The organism is Rhodococcus ruitaii, assembly GCF_055230935.1.
Genome location: NZ_JBUYWC010000011.1, coordinates 22,558 through 35,394 on the forward strand (window position 1 = coordinate 22,558; position 12,837 = coordinate 35,394).

Sequence of the window (12,837 nt, forward strand, 5' to 3'; positions counted from 1 at the left end):
GACAACTGCACACTCGCCTCACGGTTGCAGCCGCTGCGTGTGCCACCTGCCGTCGACGAGTCGGGTGCGCACGCGGTTGTGCATTCGGTTGGGTCGCCCCTGCCAGAACTCGACGAAGTCCGGGGCGAGACGGAAGCCACCCCAGAACGGGGGCACAGGAATGTCTTCGTCAACGCCGAACCGCTCACCGGCTTCGACGAGCGCATGGTCGAGGTCGGCGCGCGACGCAACGGGCTGCGATTGCTGCGATGCCCACGCACCCAGCTGAGAGCCACGCGGCCGGGTCCGCCAATAGGCTTCTGTCTCCTCGGCGGAGACACGGACGACGGGGCCGCGGATGCCGATCTGCCGATGCATCGGAAGCCACACGAACGTCGCCGACGCGTACGGCACCGCGTCGAGGTGGCGGGCCTTGTCGGAGCCGAAGTTGGTGAAGAAGGTGACACCGCCGGCGTCGATTCCCTTGCACAACACCGTCCGGGTTGCGGGGTGCCCATGTTCGTCGACTGTGCCGAGGACGATGGCGTTCGGTTCGGGAACACCGGCGGACACTGCCGCCGCCAGCCAGCGTCGGGCGTATGGAAGCCAACCGTCATCGAGGTCGTCGGGACCGAGATCGTCGTCCGAAGACGCCTCCGCCTGAGCGGCGAGGGTGTAGTTCACCCGCATCGACGCGAGTGAGTCCTGAGGGTCCTGCTGCACGAATGTGTAGGGTACTCCGCCCGCCCCGCGGATCCGTACCTCCCGGCGGTCGGAGACGATGATCGGCGACTAGAGTCCTATTCGACGACCGGATGAGTTGCCGATCACAAGACTGCATACTCATTCCACCGGCAGTGCCGCCCTGATCGGGCCGCACGTGAACGAGGAGAGCCACACCGTCATGGCACCACATGCCTCCGTACCCGAAGATTTCGTCGCCGGACTCGAAGGCGTCGTCGCCTTCACCAGCGACATCGCCGAACCCGACAAAGACGGTGGCGCACTGCGATACCGCGGCGTCGACATCGAAGAACTCGTCGGCAAGGGCGTGACTTTCGGCGACGTGTGGGCTCTGCTCGTCGACGGCGAGTTCGGTCGCGGATTGCATCCGGCCGAACCGTTCCCCCTGCCCATCCACACCGGCGACGTACGCGTCGACGTCCAGGCCGGTCTCGCGATGCTCGCCCCGATCTGGGGCTTCTCGCCGCTGCTCGACATCGACGACGCGACCGCCCGCGACAACCTCGCCCGATCCGCGGTGATGGCACTGTCGTACGTCGCGCAATCGGCGCGCGGCATCTACCAGCCCGCCGTGCCCCAAAAGCGTGTCGACGAGGCGCAGACCGTCACCGAACGCTTCATGGTGCGCTGGAAGGGCGAACCCGACCCGAAGCACGTCGAGGCCATCGACGCCTACTGGGTGTCCGCCGCCGAGCACGGCATGAACGCCTCCACCTTCACCGCCCGCGTCATCGCCTCCACCGGCGCCGACGCCCCGGCCGCGCTGTCCGGCGCCGTCGGTGCGATGTCCGGCCCGCTGCACGGTGGTGCACCCGCACGGGTGCTGCCGATGATCGAGGACACCGAGCGCACCGGCGATCCGCGCGCGATGGTCAAAGGAATCCTCGACCGCAAGGAAAAACTCATGGGCTTCGGCCACCGCGTGTACCGCGCGGAGGATCCTCGTGCCCGCGTGCTGCGCGCCACAGCCGAGCGTCTCAACGCGCCCCGCTTCGAGGCCGCTGCGGCCCTCGAACAGGCGGCGCTCGCCGAGCTGCGGGAGCGTCGCCCCGACCGCGCGATCGAAACGAACGTGGAGTTCTGGGCGGCCGTCATTCTGGACTTCGCCGAGGTGCCGTCAGCGATGATGCCCGCGATGTTCACGTGTGGCCGCACCGGCGGCTGGTGCGCACACATTCTCGAGCAGAAGAAGCTCGGCAAGCTGGTCCGTCCCGCGGCCATCTACACCGGTCCCGACCCCCGGGCCGCAGAGACCGTCGCGGGGTGGGATTCGATCACACACCGGTGATCAGCGAGGCAGCGCGGTTTAGACTGCTCCTGCACTTGTTCCTCGACGCTTAGGACACGCTTTCCGATGGCTGACGCTTCACCGATCATTCCCGCTGATCTCAAGCCCGCAGACGGCCGCTTCGGCTGCGGCCCTTCCAAGGTCCGCCCCGAACAGTTGCAGTCGCTGGTCGACGTCGGCGCTTCGGTGTTCGGCACCAGTCACCGCCAGAAGCCCGTCAAGGACGTCGTGGCTCGTGTCCGCTCGGGTCTGCGCGAGCTCTTCTCGCTGCCCGACGGTTACGAGGTCGTCCTCGGTAACGGCGGCACCACGGCATTCTGGGATGCCGCAGCGTTCGGATTGATCCGGGAACGTTCGCAGCACTTCACCTACGGTGAATTCTCGTCGAAGTTCGCGACCGTCACCAAGAACAACCCGTTCATCGGCGACCCGATCGTCGTGAGCGCCGATCCGGGTTCGGCACCCGAGATCGTGGCCGACTCGTCCGTCGACCTGATCGGCTGGGCGCACAACGAGACATCGACCGGTGTTGCTGTGCCGGTGTCGCGCCCCGCCGGCTCCAGCAACGCGTTGATCGCGATCGATTCCACGTCGGGTGCGGGTGGTCTGCCCGTGAACATCGCCGACACCGATGTCTACTACTTCGCGCCGCAGAAGTGCTTCGCGGCCGACGGCGGTCTGTGGGTTGCGCTGATGAGCCCGGCAGCGCTCGAGCGCGTCGCCGAGATCAAGGCGTCGGGCCGGTTCACACCGGAGTTCCTGTCGCTGCCGATCGCCGTGGACAACAGCGGCAAGGACCAGACCTACAACACACCGGCGCTCGCAACGCTGCTGTTGTTCGCCGATCAGATCGAGTGGATGAACAGCAATGGTGGGCTGGACTGGACGGTCGCGCGCACGAAGGATTCGTCGTCGCGCCTGTACGAGTGGGCTGAGGCTTCCGAGTTCGCCACTCCTTTCGTCACCGATCCGGCCCTGCGATCGCAGGTCGTCGGTACTATCGATTTCGTCGAGTCCGTCGACGCCGCCCAGGTCGCGAAAATCTTGCGCGCCAACGGAATCGTCGATACCGAGCCCTATCGTAAGCTGGGCCGGAACCAGCTGCGTGTCGGCATGTTCCCGGCGATCGACCCCGCCGACATCACGCAGCTGACCAAGAGCATCGACTGGGTCGTCTCCCAGCTCTGATCACCCTGATCTGCTCTTCGCAGAACTCACCCCGGGGCCGGACCCACACGGGTCCGGCCCCGGGTCCTTCCCGAAAACTCTCAACTACACATCGAGACATATTCGGCAAACCTAGGACGATAACGCCTGTGCGCGGAATTTTCGTGACCCGACACGGCGTGGCGCGGCGTGTCCACCTCCCGGATCGAGGACAACTCCGATAATCTCGTGCAAGTCGATCGCGAGCCGGCGCGAGGAGGTCAGTGTGCGAGAACTGAAGGTGGTGGGTCTCGAGCCGGATGCCAAGCATGTCGTGCTCGCGGATCCCACAACGGGGGACAGGTTCCGCATTCCGGTCGACGACACACTTCGCGCCGCATCGCGCGGCGACCTCGCCCGCTTGGGCCAGATCCAGATCGAAACCGCCAGCACTCTCCGCCCGCGAGAGATTCAGGCCCGCATTCGAGCCGGCGCGTCCGTCGAGCAGGTGGCCGAGGAAGCCGGTATCCCGATCTCGAAGGTCGAACGATTCGCCTATCCGGTACTGCTCGAGCGCTCCCGCGCGGCCGATATGGCACAGGAAGGGCATCCGGTACGCCCCGACGGGCCCACCGTGCAGACACTCCTCGAGATCGTCACGCAGGCGTTCCGTTCGCGCGGGCACAACCTCGACGACGCGACATGGGATGCCTGGCGCGACGACGACGGGCATTGGGTCGCTCAACTCCAGTGGCAGGCCGGCCGCTCCACCAATGCTGCGCACTGGCGCTATCAACCCGATGCACACGGTGGCACGATCTCGGCACTCGACGACGTCGCAGCCGACCTCGTCGACCCGGATTGCGGTCGCCCCTTGCGTTACCTGACGCCGGTGTACTCCTCACGCGACACCGACGACACGGTGGAGACCGAGACCGAGCGGTTTGTCGCCACATCGGCCGATACGGTCGCCATCGACCTGCAGCCGGAACCCTCCGATCACGACAACACCGTGGTGGAAACGAGCCGGACGATACCCGCCGTCACCGAGCACGACAGCGACGACGAGCGGGCTACGAGCGCGTCCGGCAAGCCGGCAGCCGGTCCGAGCAAGGACAAACGCGGCAAGCCGGCACTGCCGTCGTGGGACGACGTACTGCTCGGCGTCCGCAGCAACGGACGCGCCTGAGAGGCAACACCGATGACGGCGGTGGTGTCGACACTCTGGTATGTCGATGCCCCGGATCCTGCTGCAGTACTGCGCAATTCCACTCCCGATCGCGACACTGCCCACGCTTTGCTCACACGGTTGTATCCCGATCGGCATGCCACCGCGGGCGGTCGAGCAACGCTCGCGCAGGTAGCTGCGGGGAAGAAGGCGGACGACGCCGAGTTCGATGACAACACGGTCTTCGTCGGCAGCTTCCCGGGTATCACGGTGGTGTGCAGCCGTGAACTCACCCATCGCCGCCCCTCCACGATGGGAGCCAACTGGCTGCACACACTCGCGTCCGAGAACACCTACCTGATCGTGTCCGACGCTGGTGGAGGGTGGGGCTCCTTCGGGGCATGGGAGCAAGGCACCCTCCGGCGCGCGTTCGGGGCCGGTGCCATCGAGTTCTACGAGGACGAGGGCATTCCGTTCGTGTGGGAGCGCCCGTACTGGTCGGGCGAACACCCCATGCGGTGGCCGGTCGACTCCGTGCCGCACCCCGAAGCGCTGCCCTTCCATCCCCGCCGCCTCGTCGAAGCCGCCAACGCCGCATGGCTCGGCTTCCGGTATGTCGGTCGCGCGGACGACGAGCCCGGGCCCGGCGACATCGAGGTATGGAGTTTCACTCTGCACCGCCCCGGAGAGCCGGCTCCGTCTGCCGCATCGGCCCCGCAACAGGCCACGCGCCCCTGGTGGCGTCGCGCTGTGGGCCTGTAATTCACGACATGCTCACCGGAGCAGCAGCACACACCACGCCACCGGCACAGCCGCAGCAATCCCCAGAGCAACCCACCGCCACACCGGTCGCCTTCGCCAGTCCAGGAGGGTCGGTGTGGCCCCGGCAGCGACCACCACATTCACCAGCACCGCCACCGCAGGATGGATGTCGGCAAGCACCTCCCCGATCGCGATGAGCGTGACCGCCGTCATCGCGAAGACGAATGCGGTCAGAGTCAGCCCCGTCGACCATGGGGTCGGCGAGGGCACGGACGGCGCACTCACCGAGGAATCCGAACCCGCTCGTAGAACGCCATCGCTGCGGCGGTCGCCACATTGAGAGAATCGGTTCCCGGCGCCATCGGGATCCGGGCACGCACATCGGTGGCACGCATGGCGTGCTCGGTCAGCCCGGGCCCTTCCGCGCCGAGCAGCAACGCCACCTTCTCCCCCGTCATCGCCGCGGCGAGTGGTATCGCCCCCGGATTCGGGGTCAGCGAAATCAACTGGAAGCCGCGGTCACGCAGCATATCGAGATCGTCGGGCCAATCGTCCATGTGTGCGAACGGGACACGAAGGACGTGCCCCATCGACACGCGCACCGCGCGCCGATACAGCGGATCGGCGCAGCCCCTACCGAACAGCACGGCATCGACACCGAGCCCTGCCGCGTTGCGGAACATCGAGCCGATGTTCTCGTGATCGTTGACACCCTCGAGCACGACAACTGTGGTGGCTTTCTCCATCACCTCGACGACATCGAGCGGCTGGGGTCGATGCGCGACACCGAGTACTCCGCGGTTGAGGTGGAAACCCACCACCTCTGCCATGACGTCCGCGCCGGTTCGGTAGAACGGCACATCGGACGACACTCCCGCCCATACCCCCGTGGCGTGCAGGTCGTCGGCGAGTTCACCGAGACGACGATCGACACCGAGCATGGCGTGCAACGGGAATCGGGAGTCGAGCATCCGCTCGACGACCAGCACGCCTTCGGCGACCACCAGCCCCTTTCCCCCGGGCAGGTCGGGACGCCGGTCCGACGAGTTGAGGTCGCGGAAGTCGTCCAGCCTGGGGTCGGCGGGATCGTCGATGTCGATGACGTGAACCACCACGCCATTGTCCCAGCCGGAAACACGATCGCCGCATCGGAGTGTCGCTATTCTTCTTCGACTACCAGTTCCGTCAGGATGACGACCGCGGCACGCAAGGTGGCGACACTGGTGTCGTCGAGTTTCGCGAGACGTTCGGTCAACCACTCTTCGCGCGCCTGGTGCTCATCGGCGAGCAGGCTGTCTCCCGCAGACGACAACTTGACGATGATCTGCCTGCCGTCGGTGGGGTGCGGAGTGCGCTCCACCAGACCGAGTTCGTTCAGCGACGCGATCACACGGGTCATCGACGGCGGCTGAACGCGTTCCCGGGATGCGAGCCCCCCCGGTGTCATAGCGCCCTCCGTCCGCAGCGTCTGCATGGCCGACAGCTGTGTCAAGGTGACTCGGGAATGGCTGCGCTGCCCCCGTAGATGACGCGTCAAACGCACCACAGCAAGCGCGAGGTCGCCTGCGAGTGCCCGTGTGTCCGAGATCATGGCGAGCACAATACGGGACAGACCGGACCTTCGACCCGGCCCTGTGTCACGTGAGCAGTTCTGTGAGCGGGTCGATCGAGAAGTACAGCGCGAACAGCGCGGCCACGACCCACAGCAACGGATGAACGGTGCGTGCCTTGCCGCTCACCGCGTGGAGGACGACCCAGGTGATGAAGCCGACGCCGATGCCGTTGGCGATCGAGTAGGTGAAGGGCATGGCCATGATCGTCAGGAACGCGGGAAGGGCGATCTCGAACTTCGTGAAGTCGATGTCGCGGACCTGGCCGATCATGAGGGCACCGACGACGACGAGTGCGGGTGCGGCAGCCTCGATCGGCACGACCTCGTAGAGGGGGGTCAAGAACATCGCGAGCAGGAACATCAGGCCGGTGACAACATTGGCGAGCCCGGTGCGGGCCCCTTCCGCAATGCCCGACGCGGACTCGACGAACACAGTGTTCGACGATGCGGAGGCGCCACCGCCGACGATGGCCCCGGCGCCTTCGACCACGAGGGCCTTACCGATGCCCGGCAGGTTGCCGTCCTTGTCGGTGAGGTTGCCTTCCTTGCCGAGGCCCGTCATGGTGCCCATGGCGTCGAAGAAGTTGGCGAGTACGAGGGTGAAGACGAGCAGCGATGCGGCGATCACGCCGATGCGGGTGAACGCGCCGAGCAGGTTCACCTCGCCCACCAATGCCAGGTCGGGGAGGCCGATGAAGGAGTCCGGGGCGGCGGGGAGGCCGAGGTTCCAGCCCTTCGGATCGGTCCCCTGCGAGGGCCCGACCTCCGCGATGGCTTCCACGATCATCGCGAGGATCGTGGTGGCGACGATGCCGATGAGCAGGCCACCGCGCACCCTCCGCACCACGAGGACACCCATGAGCAGCACACCGACGACGAAAACGAAGGTCGGCCACGACGCGATGGAACCGTCGATGCCCAGTCCGACGGGGACGGTGGTGCCGGCGGCGTCGGGAATGCGCCGCACGAATCCGGCGTCGACCATGCCGATGAAGGCGATGAACGCCCCGATACCGGCCGCGATCGCCGCCTTGAGTTCCTTCGGAATCGCGTTGAACACAGCCGTGCGGAAACCGGTGAGGGCGAGCAGCACGATGATGATGCCGTCGATGACCACCAGGCCCATCGCCTCCGGCCACGTCACCTGGGGAGCGATCGTCACCGCGAGCAGACTGTTGATACCCAGTCCCGCTGCGATCGCGAACGGATAGTTCGCGACCACACCGAAGACGATGCTCATCAGACCGGCCACGAGCGCGGTGACCGCGGCAACCTGGTTGACCGGCAGGATGTTGCCGAGGACATCGACCTTCGCGGTGGCGTCGTCTGCGGAAAAACTACCGAGAATCAGCGGATTGAGCACCACGATGTATGACATCGCGAAGAACGTGACGAGGCCGCCACGTACTTCCCGCGAGACCGTCGAACCTCGTTCGGTGATCTTGAAGTATGTGTCCAGGAAGGATGATCTCTTGGAATGGGTGCCTACGGACATGTCCACTTTTCCGCTCGTCGAGTACGGTGCGTCGCAACGGGAGAAGATTATTGCAGCGGCGAGGATCTAATCTGCAATTCATGAGAGATTCAGAAATGATCGCCGGTCGGATCCGGACCCTGGCCGATCCTCGTCCCGCACTCGCCGCCGGAACCGCGTTCTGGGTGATCGCCGCAGTCGTGGTTCTACTCGTCGGCGACCGCTGGCCGGACGCCCTGCCCGTCTGTATCGCCGGAATCATCGTGGGCCTCTTGGGAACTACCCTGTTTCTCGTTCAGCGTTCCGCGGCGCGTCGCGGTCGGCGAGGTGCGCAGGTGGGCCTGGACTGATCCGGGCGATGTGTCCGGCAGCTCGGGTCAGCCGCGTGCACGCCTGCCCTGGACCCAGGTGAGCAACCACACCCACAACAACGCCCAGCCGACACCGAGAATCCACCCGGCGAGGACATCGGTCAACCAGTGCGCCGCGAGATACACGCGGCTCAGTCCCACCAGCACCGTGAAGGCACCGAGACCGACGATCGCGGCGGTCCGGCGACGATCTCCCCGGGGCCAGGTCCGCATCACGACGACGGCGAGCGTCGTCGCGATCACAGCGCTCATCATCGCGTGCCCCGACGGGAACGACCACGTGCCGAGGTCCATCAACCGTTCGGGCTCGGGCGGGCGCGCGCGGACAGCGAGATTCTTGATCGCTGTCATCACGGGCCATCCCGTGGCCACCGCTCCGCCGACGAGTAACGCGTCGGCCGGCCTGGAGGCACACAGCAGGAGCGCTACCGCAATGGCGGCCACCACCGCGTTCGCGACCCCGCCGCCGGCGTGAGTGATCACGGTCATCACCGTGGTGAGCTCCGGACTGCGAATACCGACAACCCAGTCGAGTGTCGTCCCGTCGACCGTCACGAGCTGCGCGACAACCCGGCGATCGCGCCCGGCAGACCGGGGCGCGTGCAGTGAACGGTGCCGGCCGCGTCGATCCACCACGGCACGTCGCGGTCGCCGGTGATCGCGCCGGTGCAACACACGGTGAGCCGCTCGTGCACCACCAGCGGCCTCGCCGGCAACGGTAGTCCCATCGTCACCGAGGCAAGCACCGCATCCGGTTCACGCCGCCACGTCGTGCTCCGGCCCGGTCCGGTCGGTTCGCCCGACATCACGGCCGATGCGGCGGCGACGTCGAGCAGTTCGGTGAGCGCGGCCGCGGCGGTGTGGTCGACGGCGACGAGCCGATCGGCCGGGATCACCGCAGCGAACCACGGCAGGTCGGCCACGAGAGCATCTGCGGCATCGACGACAGCACCTGCAAGGCTGCGGACCCCGGCCGGGAGGATCACCGTGTCGAGATCGACGGTGCCTGCCGCGTAGGACCGCGCGAGCGCGGTGTGTGCGGCGACGACAACTGCCGGGTCGGGGCGACGCTCCGGGTCGGCGAGCCGATCGAGCAGGATCTCGGCGAGGTCTGGATCGTCGATCCCGGTTCCGGCCAGGCACGCGCGGAACGCCCCCGCATCGGGATGTGTACACGGATCGAGCAGGCCTTCGAATACGGCATCGTCCACGTACCGGAGGTGGCCGAGCGGCTGCTCACCCAGGACGGCATAGTGACGCAGCCACCACGCGGTGTAGCCGTTGCGGTCGGTGAGTGTCGCGGCGGTGTCGGGCTCCACGGCCAGCAGCGTGAGGGCCCGGTCCCAGCGGGTCTCCTCGACGAGATCGAGATCACGCACCGCGACCAGCGTGTCGGGGTCGGTGTCGATGGTCTGCCACCACGCGTCCTCATCGGGCAGGTCGTGGTCGGGTCCGGTCGGTAACTCGGCGCGCAACACGGTGAATCCCCACCCCACGCCGATCGCACGCAGCGCGTCGGCGCCGTACTTTTCGACGAGATCCACGTCGACGGTGCCGAACGGCGAATCCTCGACGAGAGCCTCCGCGAGGGGGGCGTCCGGGAGGAGCAGCTCGTCCGCGGGGACGAGTTCGCCGTCCGTGTCGGGCAACAGCAAGGCCCCGAGTTCACGGGGCACAGCACCAGCGGGAACCTGCGCGACGAGCGTCAATACGACATCGGCGAGGTCCCTCGCCTCCTGGTCGTCGAGGTCGTGGTGCACGTCGTCCACGGCTGCGGCGAGGGCCGGATCACCGAGCAGATCCTCGGCGGTCACGGTGCCTGCGCCGAGACGGGTCAGCAGCGGGTGCGCTGCATCGGGGTGCACGAGCCGCACCCACGGCAACGAGACGGAGCCGAGGTCGTGCAAGACCGTGGTCCGGGGGCCCGTCACGGTCCGTCCGTCGGACAGCGGCACCGGCAGCGCCGCGAGTTCCTCCGCGGTGACAGCATCGACCACCAGCGGTGTCAGTGCCTCGTACAGGCGGTTCCACCAGGCCGGTTCCCGCGACTGCCCGGCAAGCAGATCGGCGACTCGTGCGAGACCGATGCGGTGCACGTCGACGGCAGCGAGCGCAGCCGCGTGTCGCGGCGAGCACAGCGCCGGGGAGATCAGTCCGGGCACGACCTCGTCGAGAGCGTGCGCCAGGGCGTCGTCCAATCCGGTCAGTGCAGTCGCGCGGTCGGGTGCGAGGTCGTCTCCGCCGTCTGCTGCGGGGAGCCACCTGGTGCGCCGCAACTCTTCGACCAACGCTTCCCGGATGCGCCCGTCGACCTCACTCCGCGCGAAACCCGGTGTCGGTATCAGCGCGAGTCGCTGATCACCGGGCAATGCGGCGACGAAGTCGGCGTATCCCCGAACGAGATGTTCGACCGGCGCGCCCGGCAGCATCCGTCGGCGGTCCGGTTGCATCGGAACGTCGGCGACGACGAGCGCCGGCAACGACAGTTCCTCGTCCGATCGGGTGGGTGCGCGGAGCACGTCGTCGCCGACAGCCCGGATCACGCCGTCGACAACGGGCACGAGCCATCGTGCAGAAGGTCCGCGATGCTCCCACCAGCAATGATCACCGATACGGAGTTCCCGAAGCCCGGACTCGACGACACGTTCGGTACGGACGAACTCGTCGTCGTCGATGACGATCGTCTGCAGTGCGGGCAATTCGAGCAGCAGATCGATCGCCTCACGACGGAAATCGTCGAGCAGCGTCTCGGCGTCGATTCCGGGCCGGACATCGAGTACCACTTCGGTGTCGCTCCCCGCGACCGGCGCAGCCGTGCTCGGCCACGCCAGGCGCAGGGTCGGCACACCGTCGGGGACAGCCAATCCGTGTTCGGCCAGGACCTCTCGGGTCTGCGCAGCAGAGAACCTGATGCACCCGGTACTCGAGCGCACCTCGACCTCGTCCGAAATCGCGAGGACCGCAGTGAATCCGACTCCGAATTGCCCCACACCCCCGGTCTTGCTCGACGCACGCAACGCCGTCAGCGCCTGCACACCGGTGTCGTCGAGGGGCGCTCCGGTGTTGGCGATGTGCAGACAGGTACCGACCTGCCACACTCGCAGGGTCCCCGCGATTCCGGCACGACTCGCCGCGTCGGCCGCGTTCTGCGCCAGCTCGGTCAGAACCCGGTCGCGGTATCCGGAGCGGACGAGATCCGCTTCGGTAGCGATATCCTCCCGAAGGCGCGTCGGCGACGATGTCCACGCGGCCACGAGACCGTCACGTAGCGCCGCGGTGTCGAAGGGGTCCGTGCGCATACCGCGCACTGAACGTGCGCCGGCGGTGTCGGCGACGTGCACGTCAGTCGGTCTGTTCCGACTGTGTGTTCTCGGCGGGTGCGTTCTCGGCGGATGCGTTCTCGGTGTGCGCTGCAGCAACGTCAGGGAGCTCGACGATTTCGACCGCGCCGTCGTCGTACGCGTCGAACTGCGGCGAACCCGCACCGGTCGGCAGGGTGGTATCGGAATGCGCACCGCAACCGAAACCCGCGTGCACCACATGCCCGTCGGCGGCGAATTCGTTTCCGCACACACCGAACGCAGCCCGCAGCGACCCCGCGAGCGGTAGGTAGAACCCGCACAACATGCACGTCGACGGTGCGGCCTTGGCCATCTCCGAATGGGGGCCGTACTCACCGTCGAACCATCGCTGTGCTGCGACGAGCCGGCCTTCGAGACTCATCACCTGCTTACGGCCGAGCCCGATCTCGCCGGCAGTCTCGTCGACGTCGGGATCGCCGGAGGCGGTGTAGCCCGGCACGAGCCGCTCGTCGTCCGGTGCGGGGGCCAGCAGGTCGCCGGGGCCCAGGTCGCCGGGGCGGATTCGTTCGTTCCACGGCACCCAGTCGGGCGCGACCAGAGATTCGGGGCCCGGCAGCAATACGAGTTCACTGACGGTGACGTGATCGGATTCGGGTGCCGCGGCCACCACGACAGCCCACTGCCAGCCGTGATATCCGGGCAGGTCGGCCGCGAAGCGGTGCGTGGCTGCGCATTCGTCCTCGGCAGTGACACCCAGATAGGTGCCGACAACGCCCTCGTCGAGCTCGATCAAGGCAACCCGAGCTACCTCCACGGCCTGGGCGAGCACCGATCGGACGGCCGGATCCACCGATGGAACCGTTCCGGGGGCAACGGCTGAAGATGCAACGCTCACAAGCTCCATTGTGCCGGACCGATGCCCCGGCATGGTGCCCGGCCATGAGAAGACACCTGAGACGGCGGTGCAGAGCCGGCGGAAGTCCGTGAAGAA

General features: G+C 67.1%; 13 protein-coding genes. 5 read left to right on the plus strand and 8 right to left on the minus strand.

What is annotated here, in order from left to right; translation table 11 throughout:
- Window positions 1-18 precede the first annotated feature (18 nt).
- Complete coding sequence (gene pdxH, locus ACZI8W_RS15525) at window positions 19-702, minus strand: pyridoxamine 5'-phosphate oxidase (RefSeq protein ID WP_463369395.1); 684 nt, start codon at window positions 700-702, stop codon at window positions 19-21.
- A gap of 181 nt (window positions 703-883) precedes the next feature.
- Here pdxH and ACZI8W_RS15530 point away from each other — a divergent pair, with 181 nt between their 5' ends.
- From ACZI8W_RS15530 to ACZI8W_RS15545, 4 genes are all read left to right on the plus strand, one after another.
- A complete protein-coding gene (locus ACZI8W_RS15530) occupies window positions 884-2,011 on the plus strand; it encodes a citrate synthase 2 (RefSeq protein ID WP_463369396.1) in 1,128 nt (375 codons plus the stop codon).
- Between the two features lie 66 nt (window positions 2,012-2,077).
- Window positions 2,078-3,199: a phosphoserine transaminase gene (serC, locus tag ACZI8W_RS15535; RefSeq protein WP_463369397.1), complete on the plus strand. Its 1,122-nt coding sequence runs from the start codon at window positions 2,078-2,080 to the stop codon at window positions 3,197-3,199.
- A 244-nt stretch (window positions 3,200-3,443) separates the two neighbouring features.
- Window positions 3,444-4,346, plus strand: coding sequence for a septation protein SepH (gene sepH, locus ACZI8W_RS15540; RefSeq protein WP_463369398.1), 903 nt, complete (start codon window positions 3,444-3,446; stop codon window positions 4,344-4,346).
- Window positions 4,347-4,358: 12 nt separating this feature from the next.
- Window positions 4,359-5,087 (plus strand): DUF6928 family protein, encoded by a 729-nt coding sequence (locus ACZI8W_RS15545; RefSeq protein ID WP_463369399.1) that lies wholly within the window; start codon window positions 4,359-4,361, stop codon window positions 5,085-5,087.
- A gap of 12 nt (window positions 5,088-5,099) precedes the next feature.
- Here the strand turns inward: ACZI8W_RS15545 and ACZI8W_RS15550 are convergent, their stop codons facing one another.
- Genes ACZI8W_RS15550 through ACZI8W_RS15565 form a run of 4 tightly spaced genes read right to left on the minus strand, consistent with a single transcriptional unit; the run spans window position 5,100 to window position 8,194 of the window.
- On the minus strand, window positions 5,100-5,372 hold the full coding sequence (locus ACZI8W_RS15550; protein ID WP_463369400.1) for a DUF2537 domain-containing protein: 273 nt from the start codon (window positions 5,370-5,372) through the stop codon (window positions 5,100-5,102).
- Complete coding sequence (locus tag ACZI8W_RS15555) at window positions 5,369-6,199, minus strand: TrmH family RNA methyltransferase (RefSeq protein ID WP_463369401.1); 831 nt, start codon at window positions 6,197-6,199, stop codon at window positions 5,369-5,371. Before ACZI8W_RS15555 ends, ACZI8W_RS15550 begins: the two co-directional genes overlap by 4 nt.
- A gap of 47 nt (window positions 6,200-6,246) precedes the next feature.
- The gene (locus ACZI8W_RS15560; RefSeq protein WP_463369402.1) at window positions 6,247-6,678 is read right to left on the minus strand and encodes a MarR family winged helix-turn-helix transcriptional regulator; all 432 of its coding nucleotides are present in this window, start codon (window positions 6,676-6,678) and stop codon (window positions 6,247-6,249) included.
- 46 nt (window positions 6,679-6,724) lie between these two features.
- Window positions 6,725-8,194, minus strand: a complete 1,470-nt coding sequence (locus tag ACZI8W_RS15565; RefSeq protein ID WP_463369403.1) for an NCS2 family permease — start codon at window positions 8,192-8,194, stop codon at window positions 6,725-6,727.
- Between the two features lie 80 nt (window positions 8,195-8,274).
- Here ACZI8W_RS15565 and ACZI8W_RS15570 point away from each other — a divergent pair, with 80 nt between their 5' ends.
- On the plus strand, window positions 8,275-8,523 hold the full coding sequence (locus tag ACZI8W_RS15570) for a DUF2530 domain-containing protein (RefSeq protein ID WP_463369404.1): 249 nt from the start codon (window positions 8,275-8,277) through the stop codon (window positions 8,521-8,523).
- Between the two features lie 27 nt (window positions 8,524-8,550).
- On the opposite strand, the gene ACZI8W_RS15575 is transcribed toward ACZI8W_RS15570, so the two are convergent.
- From ACZI8W_RS15575 to ACZI8W_RS15585, 3 genes are read right to left on the minus strand one after another with little or no spacing between them, the layout of a single operon-like run.
- Window positions 8,551-9,099 carry a phosphatase PAP2 family protein gene (locus ACZI8W_RS15575; RefSeq protein ID WP_463369405.1) on the minus strand — a complete coding sequence of 183 codons (549 nt, stop codon included), beginning with the start codon at window positions 9,097-9,099 and terminating at the stop codon, window positions 8,551-8,553.
- Window positions 9,096-11,843, minus strand: a complete 2,748-nt coding sequence (locus tag ACZI8W_RS15580) for a sacsin N-terminal ATP-binding-like domain-containing protein (RefSeq protein WP_463369406.1) — start codon at window positions 11,841-11,843, stop codon at window positions 9,096-9,098. The genes ACZI8W_RS15575 and ACZI8W_RS15580 overlap by 4 nt, the downstream gene beginning before the upstream one ends.
- A gap of 43 nt (window positions 11,844-11,886) precedes the next feature.
- Window positions 11,887-12,750 carry a DUF3027 domain-containing protein gene (locus ACZI8W_RS15585; RefSeq protein ID WP_463369407.1) on the minus strand — a complete coding sequence of 288 codons (864 nt, stop codon included), beginning with the start codon at window positions 12,748-12,750 and terminating at the stop codon, window positions 11,887-11,889.
- Window positions 12,751-12,837 lie beyond the last annotated feature (87 nt).